The organism is Porphyromonas bennonis DSM 23058 = JCM 16335 (genome assembly GCF_000375645.1).
In the GTDB taxonomy this organism is placed as follows: Bacteria; Bacteroidota; Bacteroidia; order Bacteroidales; family Porphyromonadaceae; genus Porphyromonas_A; species Porphyromonas_A bennonis.
On the sequence record NZ_AQWR01000019.1, the window covers coordinates 14,449 to 33,042 of the forward strand.

16 protein-coding genes are annotated in these 18,594 nt (G+C 59.1%); 14 read left to right on the forward strand and 2 right to left on the reverse strand.

The genetic code is table 11. From position 1 onward, the window contains the following. Nucleotides 1-9: 9 nt before the first annotated feature. The 14 genes from B088_RS04795 (at nt 10) to rfbC (ending at nt 17,087) form a co-directional block, all read left to right on the forward strand. The gene (locus tag B088_RS04795; protein WP_162137997.1) at nt 10-1,386 is read left to right on the forward strand and encodes a di-heme oxidoreductase family protein; all 1,377 of its coding nucleotides are present in this window, start codon (nt 10-12) and stop codon (nt 1,384-1,386) included. A gap of 19 nt (nt 1,387-1,405) precedes the next feature. Next, entirely contained in the window at nt 1,406-3,514 is a 2,109-nt protein-coding gene (locus tag B088_RS04800) for a cytochrome c biogenesis protein (protein WP_018107282.1), read from the forward strand. 303 nt (nt 3,515-3,817) lie between these two features. After that, entirely contained in the window at nt 3,818-5,485 is a 1,668-nt protein-coding gene (locus B088_RS04805; protein WP_018107283.1) for an AMP-binding protein, read from the forward strand. A gap of 149 nt (nt 5,486-5,634) precedes the next feature. Further along, nucleotides 5,635-6,372 (forward strand): hypothetical protein, encoded by a 738-nt coding sequence (locus tag B088_RS04810; protein ID WP_018107284.1) that lies wholly within the window; start codon nt 5,635-5,637, stop codon nt 6,370-6,372. After that, nucleotides 6,369-7,034, forward strand: a complete 666-nt coding sequence (locus tag B088_RS04815; RefSeq protein ID WP_018107285.1) for a hypothetical protein — start codon at nt 6,369-6,371, stop codon at nt 7,032-7,034. Before B088_RS04810 ends, B088_RS04815 begins: the two co-directional genes overlap by 4 nt. Nucleotides 7,035-7,038: 4 nt before the next feature. After that, entirely contained in the window at nt 7,039-7,548 is a 510-nt protein-coding gene (locus tag B088_RS08310) for an FHA domain-containing protein (protein ID WP_018107286.1), read from the forward strand. Nucleotides 7,549-7,640: 92 nt separating this feature from the next. Beyond that, a complete protein-coding gene (locus B088_RS04825) occupies nt 7,641-8,759 on the forward strand; it encodes a mannose-1-phosphate guanylyltransferase (RefSeq protein WP_018107287.1) in 1,119 nt (372 codons plus the stop codon). Continuing rightward, nucleotides 8,756-9,628, forward strand: coding sequence for a JAB domain-containing protein (locus tag B088_RS08315; protein ID WP_018107288.1), 873 nt, complete (start codon nt 8,756-8,758; stop codon nt 9,626-9,628). The genes B088_RS04825 and B088_RS08315 overlap by 4 nt, the downstream gene beginning before the upstream one ends. Before the next feature lie 274 nt (nt 9,629-9,902). Further along, the gene (locus tag B088_RS04840; protein WP_018107289.1) at nt 9,903-12,002 is read left to right on the forward strand and encodes an RNA degradosome polyphosphate kinase; all 2,100 of its coding nucleotides are present in this window, start codon (nt 9,903-9,905) and stop codon (nt 12,000-12,002) included. 5 nt (nt 12,003-12,007) lie between these two features. Further along, a complete protein-coding gene (locus B088_RS04845; protein ID WP_018107290.1) occupies nt 12,008-12,904 on the forward strand; it encodes a Ppx/GppA phosphatase family protein in 897 nt (298 codons plus the stop codon). Nucleotides 12,905-12,909: 5 nt separating this feature from the next. Next, nucleotides 12,910-14,418, forward strand: coding sequence for a ComEC/Rec2 family competence protein (locus tag B088_RS04850; protein WP_018107291.1), 1,509 nt, complete (start codon nt 12,910-12,912; stop codon nt 14,416-14,418). Between the two features lie 61 nt (nt 14,419-14,479). Beyond that, entirely contained in the window at nt 14,480-15,361 is an 882-nt protein-coding gene (gene rfbA, locus B088_RS04855; protein WP_018107292.1) for a glucose-1-phosphate thymidylyltransferase RfbA, read from the forward strand. After that, on the forward strand, nt 15,358-16,431 hold the full coding sequence (gene rfbB, locus B088_RS04860) for a dTDP-glucose 4,6-dehydratase (protein ID WP_018107293.1): 1,074 nt from the start codon (nt 15,358-15,360) through the stop codon (nt 16,429-16,431). The genes rfbA and rfbB overlap by 4 nt, the downstream gene beginning before the upstream one ends. 77 nt (nt 16,432-16,508) lie before the next feature. After that, nucleotides 16,509-17,087, forward strand: coding sequence for a dTDP-4-dehydrorhamnose 3,5-epimerase (rfbC, locus tag B088_RS04865; protein ID WP_018107294.1), 579 nt, complete (start codon nt 16,509-16,511; stop codon nt 17,085-17,087). Nucleotides 17,088-17,358: 271 nt separating this feature from the next. On the opposite strand, the gene B088_RS08320 is transcribed toward rfbC, so the two are convergent. After that, nucleotides 17,359-17,922, reverse strand: a complete 564-nt coding sequence (locus B088_RS08320; RefSeq protein ID WP_018107295.1) for a hypothetical protein — start codon at nt 17,920-17,922, stop codon at nt 17,359-17,361. A gap of 25 nt (nt 17,923-17,947) precedes the next feature. Beyond that, complete coding sequence (locus B088_RS04875) at nt 17,948-18,307, reverse strand: S4 domain-containing protein (RefSeq protein WP_018107296.1); 360 nt, start codon at nt 18,305-18,307, stop codon at nt 17,948-17,950. Between the last annotated feature and the right edge of the window lie 287 nt (nt 18,308-18,594).

Consider the following 18,594-nt stretch of genomic DNA (forward strand, 5'->3'; position numbering starts at 1 on the left):
GCGATGACCATGGGTACAAAAGAGTGGATCGCCATCGCCTGCGGAGCGCTGACCCTCACCCTTGCGGGGTGTCGTCAGGAGCCGGCGGTGGAGCCCGATCCCTACGACATCGTCGCCCACCTGCGTCCCGGTGGTGCGGCCTCGACCAATATGTCCTCCAGCAAGGCTTACGGCCAGCCGGTCGATGGGATGACGGAGGAGCAGACCCGGATGTTTGATCACGGCGACTACATCTTCGAGCACCAGTTTGTGCCGAGCGGAGACGTCATGTCCGGTCTCGGACCGCTGTACAATAATCACACCTGCGCCCAGTGTCACCCCAACGAAGGTCGCGCCCCCTTCCCTCGTAATCTCAATCAGCCAAGCGGCTTCTTCCTCCGCATCAGTAGCGGCAACGATCCCGTCTACGGGCACATCGGTGTCCCCGGCTTCGGCGCCCAGCTACAGCAGCTCGCCATCGACGGTGTGAAGCCCGAGGCGAAGTTTCACGTCGAGTGGTCGGAGAAGGTAGAGGTCTACGACGATGGGACCAAAGTGGTCCTCCACCGCCCGACGTTCTCTATCTCAGACACCCGCACCCCGCTGCCTGCCTACTACATGCTCTCGCCCCGTATCGGTATGCCGACATACGGTCTGGGACTGCTGGAGGCGATCCCCGAGGAGGAGATCCTCTCTCATGCAGACCCCTACGATAAGGACAATGACGGCATCTCCGGCAAGCCCAATTATGTCTGGGACAGTGAGTATAAAAAGGTGCGCATCGGTCGCTTTGGCTGGAAGGCCAATACTTCCTCCGTCATGGAGCAGACCTGTCAAGCCTTCGTCAACGACATGGGTCTCACCAACCGCCTCTACCCCGTGGAGGAGGACTGGGATCGGCAGGGCGACGGCGATCCGACCACCTACGAGGTGCCGGACGATGTGTTGGATGCGGTGGTCTTCTACGGCAGGACGCTCGCCGTCCCTGCGCCGAGGGGTCTGGATCGCCCTGTGGTGAAGAAGGGGTACAAGCTCTTCGACGAGATCGGCTGCGCCAAGTGCCACGTCCCCACGATGCACACCGGTCAGACCGATGTGGCGGCACTCTCCGGTCAGACCATCTACTGCTACACCGATATGCTGCTGCACGACATGGGTGAGGATCTGGCGGACAACCGTCCTGACCACCTGGCCGACGGTCATGAGTGGAAGACCCGCCCGCTGTGGGGCATCGGTCTCACTTACCCGGTCAATAGATACGAGTTTTACCTCCACGACGGTCGCGCCCGCAGTCTGGAGCAGGCGATCCTCTGGCATGGCGGTGAGGCTGATCACGTCAAGCGGAAATTTAAAGCACTCTCAAAGGACGATAGAGACGCCATCCTTGCTTTCCTAAGAGCACTCTAAGTTGAATAGAGAATTACGAATGAAATGGAGGAGAAGAGCCGGTGGGGTCACATTTGCCCTGCTAGCTCTTCTCCTTCTCATCCTCGCCGGCGGAACCGTGGTGGAGCGGATGCAGGGACACGAGGTGGCGATCCGTCAGATCTACGGGGCGCCCTGGATGATCGCCCTCTGGTTGCTCGCCGGGCTGGGATTGCTCTGCTCACTCGTGAGAGGGGGAAGAAGACTCCCCGCAGCGACGCTGATCCTCCACCTCTCGCTCCTCCTGATCCTGGTCGGTGGACTCTGCACCGCCCTGCTCAGCCGCCAGGGGAAGATGGTGATCCGGCAGGATAGTCCCTCTGAGAGCTATGTCCTGTCAGGTGGGACCGCGACCGACTCCCTCCCATTCCCCCTTGTCCTAAGGGACTACGGTACCACCTACTCCGATGAGGCGCGAGTCTTCCCCTCCGACTACTATGCGGAGATCGAGGTAGAGGGCTCAGCCCACAGGCTCTCGATGAATAAGATCCTGCGCCACCGGGGCTACCGCTTCTTCCTCCATGCGCTCTCCGAGGAGAGTGACGAGGTCTCTCTCCTCGTCACCTACGATCCCCTCGGGATGTATCTCGTCTACGCCGGCTTCCTCCTCCTGATCGTCGCCTTCCTGATGTTGATGCTGCAGAGAGAGGGACGCTTCCGGCGGCTGCTGCGACGTGCTATTTTGCCTCTTGCTCTCCTCTGTCCTCTGATCGCCACCGAGACGCATGCCGAGGAGCCGGCTGTCTACTACCAGGGGAGGGTCGTGCCGCTCTCCACCCTGTCGCGCGACATTGCTCTCAAGACCACCGGCTCTGCTCGAGGGCATCGAGAGCTGCTTCGCCGCTGGGTGACCGACTTCGACAGCTGCAAGAGAGAGCCGCTGATCCGGATCAAGGGACGCGAACTGAGGGAGCAGACGCATCTCCCCGGACGGGTGGCGCTGACAGATCTCTTCTCCCGCGAGCGAGGATATCTCCTCCAGCCTTACCTCAAGGCCTACGACGATGGAGACGACTCCCCCGCCACGCGTCAGGCTGTCGCTGTGAGTGAGGCGGTGGAGCTCGTATTTAGCATCCGTATGGGCGAGACCCTCTACCTCTTCCCCACACGCACCACGTCAGGTAAGGTAAAGTGGTATGCCGCCGGATCCCCCATAGCTCCGGGCGAAGTGGCAGAGCGGGACAGCCTTTTCATCCGCACCTTTATGCTCACACTCATTAGCAAGCGGAATAGCCCGGAGGAGTACCGCCAGCTAATCGATGCACTGGTTGCTTACCAGGATCAGGTCCCGGAGGTGAGGGCAAGTCGTCCCCGGCTCCGCGCTGAGGTCCTATACCACAGTGTGCCTTATCCGCTGATCCTCTTCATCACCTACTTCGTCCTTGCGTTGCTTGCTCTGACGCTTCCGCGGATCTTTTCGGGTAAAGTGGTGCGATGGGGACTCCTTGCCGGGCTCCTCTTCCTCACACTCTTCATCGGCTGTCGTGCCTACATCACCGGCAGAGTCCCGCTGGCAACCGGCTACGAGACCTCTCTGGCGATCGCTTGGTCGATCACGCTCCTCGGGCTGCTCCTCGTGCGACGGGTCGCCCCTCTCGGCGCACTCTGTATGGGCGCGGCAGGGTTCTTCCTCCTCGTGGCGCACCTCGGCATGTCCTCCCCGGCGATGACACCGATCATGCCGGTGCTCCACTCGCCCCTGCTGAGCCTCCACGTGAGCGTGCTGATGGTGAGCTATGCGCTCCTCTCCACTACGGCGGCGATCGGACTCTACAGCCTCCTCGGGCGACAGTCGCGGGAGCAGGTGCTGCGACAGAGAGACCTCAGCCTGCTGCTCCTCTACCCCGCACTCCTGCTCCTCATCATCGGCATCGTGATCGGTGCCTACTGGGCTAATGTCAGCTGGGGATGCTACTGGTCCTGGGACCCCAAGGAGGTGTGGGCGCTGATCACGCTGGTCGCCTACTCGGCACTCCTCCACGAGGGGCTGCTGCCGTGGTTGCGGGACCCGCGACACTTCCACCTCTGCATGGTCCTCCTCTTTGCGGTGCTGCTGATGACCTACTTCGGCGTCAATACACTCCTCGGAGGACTCCACTCGTATGGGTAGGAAAATACACCGCCAAACTAAACCCGGTATTAGAGTTCTCTATTACCGGGTTTAGTCGACACTAATATCGGTATTAGTGAAGTCTAATATCGGTAATAGAAGTGACCATTCGCTTTCTTCTGAAAACCAATGTCTTGTAGAGAGGTCTTGGAAATGCATAGGCCAAGGGTCTCAGTCCAGCGAGATCCGGTGACAGATTAGTAAGGTAACTGCCCCTGAGCCTCTGGCGGAGTTTGCTTCACATGTGAGGGAAAATGTGTACTTTTGCTCTGTCTAGAGCTTATAGACTAACGGATTATAGATATGATAGAGACACCTTTCATCAAAGCCTACGAGAAGTCGTTTGCTGACTCTTGGGCGCTGGCAGCGCTGACCAATTACGACACCGGCAAGACCTTTAGCTACGCAGATGTGGCGAGAGGGGTGGCACGTACGCAACTGCTCCTCGAGGCCCTCGAGGTCAAGAAGGGAGAGCGTGTGGCGCTCATCGGTGAGGACTGCGCCGAGTGGTGCATCCACTGGATGGGCATCGTCACCTATGGGGCGGTTGTGGTGCCGATCCTGCCCGCCTTTACGGCTGAGGATGTGGAGGCGATCATCAATCACTCCGACTCTGTGGTGGTCTTTGCCGACGTTGAGCATCGGCAGCGTCTCTCGATAGACCACCTCCCGGAGGTCCGTACTTTCGTGGACATTATGTCGTGCAGTGTGGTCCCCGAGATGACGCGCGAGGAGCGACTCCACAGTATCGACGTGGAGGCACTCTTTACCGAGCGTTACCCTGCCGGATTTACCAAGGAGGATATCCACTACGAAGGGGTCTCCAATGAGGACGTCGTCCTCCTCACCTACACCTCCGGCACCTCCGGCATCAGCAAGGGCGTGATGATCACGGCGAATAACCTCATCGCAAATGTCCTCGGCGCTCAAGAGAAGAAGGTGGAGATGCCCGGCGACGTACTCCTCTGCATGCTCCCCAATGCTCATGCCTTCTCCCTCGCCTTCAACGTCCTGCTGCCGCTCTCCGTCGGCGGACATATCTTTATCCTACGCTACAAGCCGACACCCTCGATCCTCGTCAAGGCTATGAAGGAGATACGTCCCCATGTGATGCTCTCCGTACCGCTGGTGCTGGAGAAGATCTATGCCAAGGCGATCCTGCCCAAGATCGAGGGCAATATGATGGCGCGCCTTGCACTCAAGATCCCGCTGCTGAATAAGGCGATCTACGGCAAGGTGGGCGATACGCTGAGGGAGACCTTCGGAGGGCGACTAAAGTTCTTCATCGTCGGCGGTGCCGCACTCAATGACGAGGTCTCCGACTTCCTGATGAAGGCCGGCTTTCCCCTCACCGTCGGCTACGGCATGACCGAGTGCGCCCCGCTCATCAGCTACGAGGAGCCGAAGCGCTACCGTCATGGCAGTGTCGGCAAGATCATGACGATGATCCAGGAGGCTCGCATCGCCAAGGCGGATCACGTCGTGGAGGACGCTGAGGGACACGAGGTGGGCGAGATCCAGATCCGAGGGGAGAATGTCTGCAAGGGGTACTACAAGAATCCTGAGGCTACCACGGCGCTCTTCACTGCCGACGGCTGGCTCCGGACGGGAGACCTCGGCTACTTCGATAAGGACAAGTACCTCTACATCTCCGGGCGTATCAAGGCGATGATCCTCACCTCTAACGGTGAGAACGTCTACCCAGAGGCGATCGAGGAGAAGTACAATATCCACCCCTACGTCGCCGAGTGCGTCGTCGTGCAGCGGGGTGAGCGACTCGTCGCCGTGGTCTATCCCGACTATGCGGTCCTTGAGAAGGAGCAGAAGGAGCCCAAGGCAGCTCTCGAGGAGGTGCGCAAGCAGATCAATACCCTCCTCAATCCCTACCAGCAGATCGCCGAGGTGGAGCTAAGGGAAGAGGACTTCGAGCGGACGCCTAAGATGAGCGTCAAGCGCTACCTCGTCAAGTAACACTTCTCGGACCGAGAGACTCATAGGAGAGAGGTCGTGGCAGAGGAGCAGTTTCCTCCCCCGCGACCTCTCTCTCATCGGCAGTGGCTGATGAGTGGCAGGGTATTTGCGGCAGTCTTGGTAGATTTGATAGATAAGAAAGAGAGTATATGGAGGATATTGTGGCTGGAGATACAGCGCCAGGCAAGCGCTATGTGCGGATGACGATCGGAGGGATGGGCAACCTGAGTGCCAGTCCGGATGTCCTCGTGATGCTACTGATCCCGGAGAGTGAGACGTCGAGACCGATCCGTGAGACGATGGATCAGATCTTCCCCGTCCCACTTCGCCCACCGGTGGGGCAGAATTACTTCCACCGGCTGGTGCAGGTGCTCCGACAGGGACCCGAGACCGAGGGACTCTTATACTCCTTCCTCACCGCCTCGGCAACGGAGCTTCTGTCGCTACATGTCACCTCGCAGGGCGATCGCATCTCGACGAGAGTGAAGCTGCGTGACCGTGCAGGGTTGATCAAGAGCTTTACTGTATTTATGGAGGACGCACTGGTTCAGTCGGTGTTGCTTGGTGTGCCGATCTTTGTGGACGAGGAGATCCTTCGGAGTATTCGCTCTCAAGTTTCCTTCCACGTAACGGATGCGCCTATGGTAGGTCCTATGCCCGACCCGGAGCGCAAGCGGAGCCCTATCGAGATGATCTCCGACTTCATCCGATCCGGCAGTCGCCCCGAGGAGATGGAGGAGGAGATGCGGAGCAACGTGCAGGTGATGCTGCCCCGACAGTGGGCGGAGCTGAGCGAGATCGCCATCGAGACAGAGAATTATGAGTGGGCCTCCTACCTGAGAGATCTGGAGGAGACGCATCCATCCGATAAGGACGAGCAGCCATGAGTGAAGTGACGAAAAAGACCCGGCCGGTAGCCTTTAGCTGCGTCGAGCTGGGACAGATGGAGAATAGTGACTCCAGCATCCACCTGGTGCTGAAGACCTTGTCAGATGAGCCTCTCGAGGAGTATCTGGTACCGATACCTCGCCGGTGTAATAATGAGTATATGGAGGTGATCCAGAATATGGTCTCGGGGAAGATCCAGAGCGCAGACTCCTTCCTCCGAGACCTGTTACTCGCCACCGACTGTACTCTCAGCAACCTGGTGATCCGACACGATGGCGATGGCGACCGGGCGGAGATGAAGATGATGACCTCCGATATGGAGATGATCCCCTTCGACGTGCCTATGCATGAGGGCGTCCTCCATGCCATGGTCTCCGGTCTGCCGATCTTTGTGGAGGAAGAGCTCCTAGTCCCATCGATCCGCCGGGACGGGTGGATGAAGGACGGGGTTATGCAGCGTCGTACGCCGGAGACGGAGTACAATATACTCAGCTATGAACTGAGTAAGGGTCGCCTGCCGGAGGACTACGAGGCGGATCGGCTGGCGGCGTCCCTCGATGCGATCGGGGAGGAGCGTGTGAGTGCGCTTCAGCGTGAGGCTATAGAGACTGAGCGGTACGAGTGGGCTCAGTGGATCAAAGAATATCGAGATAAAGAGTAAGTCAATGAAAGCGAAGTGTCCCTACTGCGACCGTGAGATCAATGTCACCTGTCCGTCGCTTGCGGAGCGGGACGGGGTGCGGCAGGTCTGTCCGCTCTGTCGTCATCCGTTCCTTGTCTTCCGGAGCGAGACCCACCGCCTGATGCAGCAGACGCCGGAGATGCTCTCGATCTCCCTCGAGGAGACCGGCAGCTGCTACATCGAGGTGGTCGATAGCCAGCTCTCGGACGAGCGTAAGTTTGCATTGCCGCAGGGGAGCGAGCGCTCCTTCGGACGCTTCCAGACCGACTCAGACGTCGATCTCCAGCTGCCGACCTGTGATGCCGACCTGGATCGGTGCCATGCCTACTTTGCGCACGACAAGCGAGGACACCTGACCGTCCGCGATGCCGGCAGCAGCAAGGGGACGTACGTCAATGGCGAAGTGCTGCAGCCCCGAGAGCGGAGACGGCTGGAGGACGGAGATGTGGTGACGATGGGTCACACCTCTGTGATCGTCTCGTCGGAGGAGTAAGGGCGTGGGGCGCTCTGCTTTGCGAAATTTCGGTACCTTTGTGCCACTCAAGAGGTAGACGATCTTCCTCTAATACTATAAGCTACTTCCCTATGGTCCCTGACCCTACACTTCATGAGTATTGTGTGATCCTTGCCGGAGGTACGGGCAGCCGTTTCTGGCCCTACAGCCGTGAGAGTCACCCGAAGCAATTCATCGACTTCCTCGGTACCGGTAAGAGCCTTCTCCAGCTCTCCTATCATAGATATCTGAAGCACTTCCCCCGGGAGCGCCTCCTCGTCGTGAGCAACGTTGACTACCTGCAGCAGCTGAGGGATCAACTGCCGGAGCTGCCGGCGGAGTGTCTTCTGCTGGAGCCGACCCACCGCAATACCGCTCCCGCGATAGCGTATGCCGCTCGCCACATCTACGCCCGTGACCCGGAGGCTGTGATCACGATCGCTCCCTGTGACCACCTGGTGATCGCACCGGAGGAGTTTGTGGAGCTGGTGGCCAAGGGCTGTCGTCTCGCCGACAAGCCGGGGGAGATCGTCACCATAGGCATCCGCCCCACCTACCCGGAGACTAATTACGGCTACATCCAGGCGGTTGCCCGCGAGGAGAGAGCCGGAGAGGAGGCGAAGGATCAGCCGTATGAGGTGAAGACCTTTACCGAGAAGCCCAATGCGGAGATGGCTCAGGTGCTGATGGACAGCGGCGAGTTTTTCTGGAATTCCGGCCTCTTCATCGCCCGTGCAAAGACCTTCATCGATGAGCTGAAGTGGCACCTCCCGGAGCTGACGGAGCGGCTCTATGCTCGCGAAGAGGTGTGGGGAACGGATGAGGAGGAGGACTTCGTCCGGAGCGTCCTGCCCTACAGCCCCAATATCTCATTTGACTACGCCGTGATGGAGAAGGCCGAGCACGTGACGATGCTCCTCTCCGATGCCGGCTGGGTCGATCTCGGCACCTGGTCGGCGATCCACTCGATGGCGGATAAGGATGCGCAGGGTAATGCGGTGCTGGGGACGGGCCCCAAGATCTGCAACTCCTGCCACAATACCCTGGTCGTCTCTGAGGACCCAAGTCGCCTGATCGCCCTCGAGGGGATGGAGGACGTGGTGGTGATAGACCATAAGGATGTCCTGCTGGTCTGCAAGATCAACGATCTGGATAAGATCAAGCAACTCATATTTGATGCCGGCAGCATCGATCGGAAGTTTGTCGAGTGAGTAAGACGGCAGACGAGATCAGCTCGGGAGGTCTCGGGATCCACGAGATGCGGCCGGAGGATCGTCCTCGAGAGAGAGCGGTCCGCGATGGGGTGCGCACACTCTCTGACGTGGAGCTCCTAGCCATACTGATCCGAGGTGGGACGAAGAAGCAGAGCGCGATCGAGCTTGCGAAGTCGCTCCTCTCCACTTACCACGGTCACCTCGACCTCCTTTACAAAGACTTTATCGACAATATCTACCCGGCCATCACCGGCATGGGGAAGGTAAAGCTCGTCACCATCGCCGCCGCTATGGAGCTCGGTATGCGCGCCACTCGTGAGATCTGTGATCCGAAGTATGGTGCAGAGATGACTCAGGCGAGTAACAGCCTCAAAATCTACGACTACATAGCTGATCGGCTGACCGGTCTCTCAGAGGAGCAGATGTGGCTCCTCTGCTTCAATAGTCAGAATATAGTGGTCCACAGCGACCGGATCCTCAGTCGCACGGAGTTGCTGGGCGACGATGAGACAAGAGTCAAGCGAAGGCGCCGAGCCGAGACCGACAGTCGTGCTGTGGCTGAGGAGGAGGCGCGGCTGAGGGATGCGCTACCTCTCCGCCGAGTGATATCCTCCGGCGGCTACCAGGAGACCTCCGCCGATGTGCGTGTGATCCTCCGTGAGGCGTTGCGCCACAGAGCCCTCGGCATCGCCGTGGTACACAATCATCCGAGCGGTTCGCTCACGCCGAGCTCGGACGATGACCACTTCACATGGCGGCTCTATGAGGCATGTCGTGTGGTAGGGGTGACGCTGATGGATCATCTGATCTACACGGACCGCGGCTACTACAGCTACTTCGATCATGATCGTCTGATCGGCGTGTGACCTCCGGTCTCTGCTGCTCCTCTGTCGTCCCGGTCAGCTGCCCGGGGCTTTTTCCTTATACATCTACCTTACGAGTGTATCATACGTCACCACCGCGCTCCATCGGAAACGTTGTCTTCATAAGGCCTCTGCAATGGCCTAGGTGTCAGCGGGTGGCTGTCGCATGATTCTTTTATCGGTATCAGTCTGAGGTGAGGTCTGTCAGTGACTCTTATATGTGGGTTTTTGGCTAAATTTATCCCATCATTTAATACAGAATAGACACACACTTACCATGACTCAACCTCATCCCACCGAACTGTACGTCGATCACGATATCAAGCTCGAAGATGATAATTATGTAGACCGCGACGAGAGCTGGATGTACTTCAATCACCGCATCCTCCTCGAGGCTCAGAGGGAGGATATCCCTCTGCTGGAGCGGGTCCACTTCCTCGGGATCTACTCAAATAACTTGGACGAATTCTTCCGCGTCCGCGTCGCCTCGATCCAGCGCAATATCGAGGATGACGACAGCGGTTCCGGCAAGGTCAAGCGGAGCAAGAAGCTACTCTCCAAGATCTATGAGCTCAACGAAGCGTACAGGCAGGAGGTGGACCGCACCTTTCGCAGGCTGATGAAGGAGCTTTGGGAGGAGCATATCCATGTGGTCGATGAGACGATGCTGACGCCCGAGCAGGAGCATCAGGTCTTCGACATCTACGCTCGGAAGCTGAGCTCGACGATCAATCCTCTCTTCCTCGACCGGATCCCCGATCCTCAGGAGCAGCTCGATGAGAGCAATTACCTTGCTGTGGATCTGAAGCGGATCGATGACGAGTGCAAGGTGCAGAGGAGTGACATCGCTGTCATCCGTCTGCCGCAGTCCGGGGAGGAGCGTTTCATCCGACTGCCGGACGACCCTGAGGGAAATAAGTGCGTCATGTTCATCGACGACGTCATCCGTTACAACCTTAAGAACATCTTCGGTGGCTTGTCCTTCAATAGCTACGAGGGGTATTCCTTTAAGTTTACCAAGGACGCCGACGAGGACTTGGTGGAGGACAATTCCTCCCTCGGCCTCCTACAGCAGGTATCCCGCGGACTGAAGAAACGGAGCCTCGGGGAGACGCTGCGCGTGGTCTATGACCGCAAGATGCCAAAGCAGATCCGGCAGATGCTCTTTGAGAGTGCCGAACTGGATAAGAACGATGCCCGCGTCGCGGGATCGAGGTACCACAATACCCGTGACCTGATGGACTTCCCCGACTGCGGTCGGACCGACCTGCTCTACACCCCCTGGCACCCGATCATCGGTCGGCATGCGGACTTTGAGACCGGTATGCTCGACTCGATCCGTCATAAGGATCAGTGGCTCCACTTCCCCTACCACAGCTTCGACACCTTTGTCCGTGTGCTTCAGGAGGCAGCGATCAGTGAGGACGTGCAGGAGATCAAGGCGACGATCTACCGCGTGCCCAAGCACTCCTCGGTCGTCAAGGCTCTGGTGGCTGCGGCGCGTAACGGCAAGGAGGTGACCTGTGTGGTCGAGCTGCTGGCGCGATTCAACGAAGAGAGCAACATCTCCTTTGCCCAGAAGATGCGGGACGCCGGCGTGCGGGTGCTCTTTGGCCCCGGGTACCTCAAGATCCACAGCAAGCTGGCGCTCATCAAGGCACGGAAGGGAAACATCGCCTGCATTGGCACCGGCAATATGCACGAGGGGAATGCCAAGACCTACACCGACTTTATGATGATGACCTCGCGTCGTGGCATCGTCAATGATGTGGAGCGGGTCTTTGACTTCATCGAGCAGCCCTACCTGACCACCCACTTCAGGGAGCTAATGGTCTCGCCCAACTCCATGCGCAGCCGCTTCATCCGACTCATCGACACGGAGATCCGTAATGCAGAGCAGGGACTGCCCGCCTATATCCACGTTAAGGTGAATCACATCGTCGACGAGGAGATCGTCGAGCGGCTCTACCGAGCATCGCAGGCCGGGGTGGAGGTGCGCCTCCTGGTGCGTGGCAATTGCTCCCTCGTGCCGGGGATCAAGGGGGTGAGCGATCATATATTTGTAAATGCGATTATCGACCGCTACTTAGAGCACTCGCGGATCTTCATCTTCTGCAATGGTGGGAAGCCGAAGTACTTCCTCGGCTCAGCCGACTGGATGAGTCGAAACCTGGACCGGCGGGTCGAGGTGGTGACCCCCGTCTACGACCCCGACCTGAAGCGCGAGCTGGAGCTGGTGGTCGACTACGGGTTGCGGGACGTCTCTCAGGGACATTTTGTCAATGAGCAGGGTCGTCGACCTCGCCGCTACGTGGAGGATAAGCCGTGGTTCCGGAGCCAGGAGGCGCTCTACCGGCATTATTTAGAGGAGATATAAGGATTATGTTTAAGAAAAAGCACTACGCCGCCATCGACATCGGATCCAATGCGGTCCGACTGCTCATCAAGTGTCTTACCGATGATCCGGAGCAGCCGCTCTCTAAGGTGCAGCTTCTCCGGGTACCCCTTCGACTCGGTGAGGATGCCTTTGTGAAGGGTAAGATCTCCAAGGGAAAGGTCAAGGATCTTACCCGCCTGATGCTCGCCTACAAGTACCTCATGCAGATCTACGAGGTGTCTCACTATCGGATCTGCGCCACGTCAGCGATGCGCGATGCGTCCAATGCTGCCAAGGTGGTCGACGAGGTCGAGGAGGAGACCGGGCTGCGGATCGAAGTGATCTCCGGTGAGGAGGAGGCTCGTCTCGTGGGACACAGCCGGGTGCGCCAGCTGGTACGGGACGAGGAGACCTACTACGTCATGGTGGACGTCGGGGGTGGATCGACCGAGGTGTCGATCCTTAAGGGGAGCCAAAAGGTGGACTCCCGCTCATTCAATATCGGTACCGTGCGACTGCTGAGTGGTCTGGTACGGAAGTCGGAGCTGGAGGAGTACCACACGTTCCTTGACTCGATCCATGAGCGCTGCGGAGACCTGGAGATCTTCGGCACCGGGGGAAATGTCAATCGTCTCGCTAAGATCAATGGCACCCAGACCCCGTGGGGCAAGGAGATCACGACCCCTGAGCTCCACGAGATCTACGACATACTCGAGGGAATGGACCTCGATGAGCGGATGTCGAAGTATGGGATGAAGCCCGACCGCGCCGACGTGATCATCCCGGCGGCTCGCATCTTCATCGCTGCTGCCGACCGCCTCGGGACGACGAAGATTATGGTCCCCAAGCTGGGTCTCGCCGACAGCATCATCGACCGCCTCTACGAGGAGGACGAGGAGTAGGGGGCGTGAGTGAGGAGAGGATCCGCTCGCTGAGGTATGGGGATCGGCCTGCCCTATGGGTGCTGGTCGCTTGTCTCATTGGGTGGCTACTTGCCTACCATCACTTCTTGCTCTCTGGAGGGTTGATTCTGGGGCTCCTGCTCGTCGGCACTTTTCTCCTCTCCCGGCGGCGAGGGTGGGGGTTGGATCGCTTCTTCCTCCTTCTCCCACTCCTCGTGATCGCTTATGGGGTCTATGCCGATCAGCGGTTCCAGTCGCTGAGGACGATGCCTCGTTCGGTGACGCTCCGGGACGCCTCGGTGAGAGTCAATTATCCCGTTGCCTCCTCGGCTGAGAGCGCCATCCGGTACGATGCCGTCCTGCTCGTGGAGGAGGGGAGAGAGATCCCCTTCCTCCTCACTTTGCCCGGAGAGTCAGCGGAGCTCTACGGGGTGATGCTGCGTGGCGACCTCGACCTGGTGGCGCTACTCGGAGACACGCTACCAGGCTCCTACGGGCGTTACCTCCTCGGAGAGGGGTATGTGGCGCAGGGGTACGGACAGAGCTTAGAGACCGCCGGTCGGGCTCGGACCATCCGCTGTCGACTGATGGAGGGACGGCATCGGCTGATCAGCCGCTTTGATGCCGCAGTCGGTAATCGGCTCTTGGCAGAGGATAAGGGACTGATCTATGCGCTCTGTCTCGGCGAGCGACTGCATCTGCCTCGGTCGGTGAAGTCCGACTTTACCTCCTCCGGCGTGGCACACGTGCTGGCGGTGAGCGGGTATCACCTCGGGATCGTCTTCGGTCTGCTCAGCGGGTTTCTGGGACTTCTCCTCCCCGCCTATCGTCACAGGAGACTGCGCTATCTGCTGGTCCTCCTCGGGCTGCTCCTCTACACACTGCTGACAGGAGCCTCGACCGCGACGGTCCGCGCCTTCGTCATGAGTGGCATCTACCTCCTCGCCAAGCTCCTCGGACGACGAGCAGACCCGGTGCAGGTGCTGTCGCTGACGCTCCTCTTCTTCCTCTTCCTCAGTCCCCTCTCGATCCTCAGTGTCGGTCTGCTCCTTAGCGTCAGTGCTGTCTGGGGACTGATGAGCTTTATGCCCATCCTACTCCGGCTGGTCAGCCCCTCGCTCAGGTCGCTCCGCTTCGTCTGGAGTAGTCTCGCTGCCTGCATCTCTGCTCAGATAGGCGTGCTGCCCTTTCTCTTCCTCTTCTTCGGTAAGGCGGCCGGGAGTATGCTCTGGAGTGCCATTCCGGTCGTGGCGCTGAGTGGTCTGCTCATCCCGGTGGGTCTGGTGACGCTTGCTCTCCCCTCGCTGCCGGTTCTCCCCCGGCTGCTAAGCCTCCTCTCCGGAGCGATGCGGGCGGTGACGGAGAACTTCGCCACGCCGGCTCTCAGCCTAACGGTGACGATGCAGTACGACCTCGTCCTCGTCGTCCTCTACTACGCCATCGTCCCCACTGCCCGCGAGCTCTTCGTCCGCCTCTACAACCGATCGCGTTCCTACTCGGCGTTGTCGGACTAGAGACAATAGATCTGTGGGTGTGGGGGTAAAGTGCTATCTTTGCTATGTACCACTATTGACGATGAAAGGAATAGTACTTGCCGGCGGGAGCGGCACCCGTCTCTACCCGATCACGAGAGGGGTCTCCAAGCAGCTGCTGCCGGTCTACGATAAGCCGATGATCTACTACCCGATCTCCACCCTTATGCTGGCGGGGATCCGGGAGATCCTTATCATCACCACACCGGAGGATCGCGCCTCCTACGAGCGGCTTCTCGGGGACGGGCGGTCGCTCGGTGTGCGCTTCTCCTATGCCGTGCAGCCTGCGCCGGAGGGGCTGGCTCAGGCTTTCCTCATCGGGCGTGACTTCATCGGGCAGGACGATGTCTGCCTCGTGCTGGGAGATAATATCTTCCACGGTGCCACCTTCACCGGTCTGCTGGAGTCGGCTGTCCGGACGGTCGAGAGGGAGCGTCAGGCGGTGGTCTTCGGCTACCGGGTGAGCGACCCGGAGCGATACGGCGTGGTGGACTTCGATAGCGAGGGGCGAGTACTCTCCATTGAGGAGAAGCCGAAGGTGCCGCGGTCTCACTTTGCCGTGGTGGGGCTCTACTTTTATCCCAATGACGTCATCAAGGTGGCGGAGGGTGTGAGGCCCTCGGCCCGCGGGGAGCTGGAGATCACGAGCGTCAACCAGCACTATCTCGCTGAGGGGCGTCTCTGTGTGGAGCGCTTCCCGAGAGGTTTTGCCTGGCTCGACACTGGTACCCATCGCTCGCTGAGTGAGGCGGGCGCTTATATCGAGGCGATCGAGAAGCGCCAGGGGCTAAAGGTGGCGTGCCTCGAGGAGATCGCCTACAGCCGTGGATACATCACCGGGGAGGAGCTGCGCCGGATCGCTGAGCCGATGCGACAGAACGAATATGGTCAGTACTTAATCTCTCTATTAGAAGAAGAATCGTGAATACCCCTAATGCTCATATCCTCGTCACCGGCGGGGCGGGCTTCATCGGCAGTGCGCTGCTTCGCCGTATGGTGGAGCGCTACCCGGAGACCCATTTCTACAACTTTGATGCGCTCACGTATGCCGGCAATCTCGAGAACCTTGCTCCCATAGAGGCGCACCCCAATTACCACTTCATCCAGGGCGACATCGCTGACTACAACTTCGTCCTCCGGATAATGCAGGAGTACCGGATCGATGGGATCATCAACTTTGCTGCAGAGAGCCATGTCGACCGGAGCATCAAGGATCCCTTTGCCTTTGTCAGGAGTAATGTACGAGGCTGTGTCTCACTCCTGCAGGCAGCCTGCAAGGTGTGGCGGCAGGAGGGTGGCTTCGACGGCAAGCGCTTCTACCAGATCAGCACGGACGAGGTGTACGGTTCGCTTGGGCCGGAGGATCCCCCCTTCTCCGAGACCACCCGGTACGACCCTCACTCGCCCTACGCCGCCTCCAAGGCGTCGTGCGACCACTTTGTGCGCGCCTTCCACGACACCTACGGGCTGCCCACGCTGATCTCCAATTGCTCCAATAACTACGGCCCCTACCAGCACCCCGAGAAGCTTATCCCTCTCTTCATCAACAATATCCGTGAGGAGCGTGAGCTGCCGGTCTACGGCGACGGCCGTCAGGTGCGCGACTGGCTCTATGTCGATGACCACGCTGCGGCGATCGACCTGATCTACCATGAGGGCAGGATAGGCGAGACGTACAATATAGGTGGTCACTGCGAGCGGGAGAATATCGCCGTGATCCACACTCTGATCCGTCTCGTGGACGAGGCACTGGTCCGCCCTGAGGGGAGCTCTGAGCGGCTGATCCGCCACGTGGGCGACCGCCCGGGGCATGACGTGCGCTACGCCATCGATGCCTCCAAGATCGAGCAGGAGCTGGGCTGGCGACCGGAGCATACCTTTGAGGAGGGGCTTCGGAAGACGGTCGACTGGTACCTGACCAACGAGCGATGGCTTGCCCACGTCACCTCAGGCGCCTACCGCTCCTACTACCAAGATATGTACTCGCACCGCTGAGATCCGTCAGATTTTGCAGGGAAAATGGTATCTGATACCACTTACCCTGCAAAAAATGACCAGAAAAGGACTGACTTATGGATGAGAAGGTACGGGTGACAGAGACGGAGATCGAGGGCGTGCTGATCCTCGAGCCGCGAGTCTACACGGATGAGCGGGGCTACTTCATGGAGAGCTACTCCCGCGAGAGGTACGAGGCGATCTGCGGGACGACCTTTGTGCAGGACAATGAGTCGAGGTCCTCCTACGGGGTGGTGCGGGGGCTCCACTACCAGCGCGACCCCCACGCTCAGGCGAAGCTGGTGCGCGTCATCGTGGGGCGTGTGTGGGACGTGGCGGTGGACCTTCGCCCCGACTCCCCGACCTATGGGAAGCATATCGCTGTCGAACTGACGGAGGACAATCACCGGCAATTCTTCATCCCACGGGGCTTTGCGCACGGCTTCTGCGTGCTGAGCGACGTGGCAGTCTTCCAGTACAAGGTGGATAACTACTACCACCCCGATAGCGAGGGGGCGGTGGCGTGGGACGACCCGACGCTCGCCATACCGTGGCCCATCCGCCCCGAGGAGATGATCCTCTCGGAGAAGGACCTCCACAATCCTCGCCTCTCCAGTCAGGATCTCGGCACCCCGATCCCTCTCTTTCCCCTCTAAGGAAAGGAGAGACCGCACCACCGGCAAGCGTATGGTGCCCCACTCCTATATAATAAGGTGTAGGCCCCGGAGCTTCAGTGGTGCAAAGGTACCACCTCCACTGGCTGCGGTAGTCTCTTTCGGTCCCGTCGGGTTTCTTCCTGTCTTCTTTTGACTAAAATGTTGACGATCCGATACTCCATCCGCGTAGCCTTGATCCCGGCTCTTTGCACGTCACCGATTCGTCTCAGCACCTTCTGTTGCGTTACCCCTGGGCCGTGGAAGTGTCGGCTCAGTCGGCGTACTCGCTGATATCGTCCTGCGTGGCGGCGTTGTAGTAATCGATAAGATACCACTTGTCGTCCGGCGACTTCCGGGCGAAGGTGTACTGCTCTAAGATGTCCGAGTCGATGTATCCGGTGCAGAAGGAGGCGGTATCCTGCTCCACGATGATCCAGGAGGCGAAGTAGCCGGTGCTGTCGGGCGAAATGATCCGGAAGGGATCCTCGACCACTTGGGGTGGAGTGACTCCGCTCGGCAGCAGGGCGCGCGACCGAACCAGTCCGGCATCCCTGCGGAAGCTTACGAGGAAGGCACTCAGCGGCTCAGTCCCCTGATTGCAGGGAGCGTCAGTGCTTGCGAGGAGGGCGTTATTTGACTTGTAGGTCGCATAGGTACAGGGCTCCTCCTCTACCTCGGTAGCCGACGGGACGCTCTGCTCGGTCGCCATAACTGCCGTGGTCGCCTCCTCCCAGCCCTTCTCCTCACTCTGCCCCTTACTGCCGCTGCAGGAGAGGGCTCCGATCAGCAGGAGCATCAGCATCGTGCTCCCCACTCCAAGCCTCATCGCTCTCATATTATATAAGGTGTGTCTCCCTGAGCTAATCGTCATACGCATCCTCCTCGTACTCGTCCGCCTTGGAGCGAGTGCGACGGTGCTTCTTACGACCCTTTCGCAGCTCGCGGCTCTTCGGGTCCTCATACCGCTCATCTTCCTGTCGAAATTGCTTCCCCTTGCCGGCCTCGCTACGTCCCAGCTCCTGGCGCTCCAGTCGGCGGAAGATCCCCTTGAGAGGGATCGAGACGTCATCCAGTGCGACGATATCAGCCGAGCTGGCCTTGTCCCCGATCTGGATCTTCTGTCCATTGACAGTGACGCGTCCCTGACGGATGTAGTCCTCAGCCTCGCGCCGTGTGTAGTCGTAGTATTCAGCAATAATGCGACTTACTCGTACTTCCATGATGAAGTAAAATGAATAGAAAGTATTTCCAATGATTAACAATAGATTGGTTTACAAAAGTACTCTTTATTCCCATTAAAACAAGCACCTATGCTCAGGGGTGACGCATTTGAGTGTTACAGAAACCATTCAACTCATTGTAAAGAGTCGTGAATGAAGCACCCCGATAGGGGTGCCCGCTTTTTAGACCCGGGTCGAGGGGCGTAGCCCCGACGACCCGGGGGTCAGGCGTTGCTAGCGATCCCGCGACCCCGCTAGGGTGTCGCACTGATTGACTGACTGGTATG

Excerpts from the sequence above, each read along its gene's own strand:
- B088_RS04795 (WP_162137997.1), top strand. The coding sequence starts at position 10 with ATGGGTACAAAAGAGTGGATCGCCATCGCCTGCGGAGCGCTGACCCTC.
- B088_RS04800 (WP_018107282.1), top strand. The coding sequence starts at position 1,406 with ATGAAATGGAGGAGAAGAGCCGGTGGGGTCACATTTGCCCTGCTAGCT.
- B088_RS04805 (WP_018107283.1), top strand. The coding sequence starts at position 3,818 with ATGATAGAGACACCTTTCATCAAAGCCTACGAGAAGTCGTTTGCTGAC.
- B088_RS04810 (WP_018107284.1), top strand. The coding sequence starts at position 5,635 with ATGGAGGATATTGTGGCTGGAGATACAGCGCCAGGCAAGCGCTATGTG.
- B088_RS04815 (WP_018107285.1), top strand. The coding sequence starts at position 6,369 with ATGAGTGAAGTGACGAAAAAGACCCGGCCGGTAGCCTTTAGCTGCGTC.
- B088_RS08310 (WP_018107286.1), top strand. The coding sequence starts at position 7,039 with ATGAAAGCGAAGTGTCCCTACTGCGACCGTGAGATCAATGTCACCTGT.
- B088_RS04825 (WP_018107287.1), top strand. The coding sequence starts at position 7,641 with ATGGTCCCTGACCCTACACTTCATGAGTATTGTGTGATCCTTGCCGGA.
- B088_RS04840 (WP_018107289.1), top strand. The coding sequence starts at position 9,903 with ATGACTCAACCTCATCCCACCGAACTGTACGTCGATCACGATATCAAG.
- B088_RS04845 (WP_018107290.1), top strand. The coding sequence starts at position 12,008 with ATGTTTAAGAAAAAGCACTACGCCGCCATCGACATCGGATCCAATGCG.
- rfbA (WP_018107292.1), top strand. The coding sequence starts at position 14,480 with ATGAAAGGAATAGTACTTGCCGGCGGGAGCGGCACCCGTCTCTACCCG.
- rfbC (WP_018107294.1), top strand. The coding sequence starts at position 16,509 with ATGGATGAGAAGGTACGGGTGACAGAGACGGAGATCGAGGGCGTGCTG.
- B088_RS08320 (WP_018107295.1), bottom strand. The coding sequence starts at position 17,922 with ATGAGAGCGATGAGGCTTGGAGTGGGGAGCACGATGCTGATGCTCCTG.
- B088_RS04875 (WP_018107296.1), bottom strand. The coding sequence starts at position 18,307 with ATGGAAGTACGAGTAAGTCGCATTATTGCTGAATACTACGACTACACA.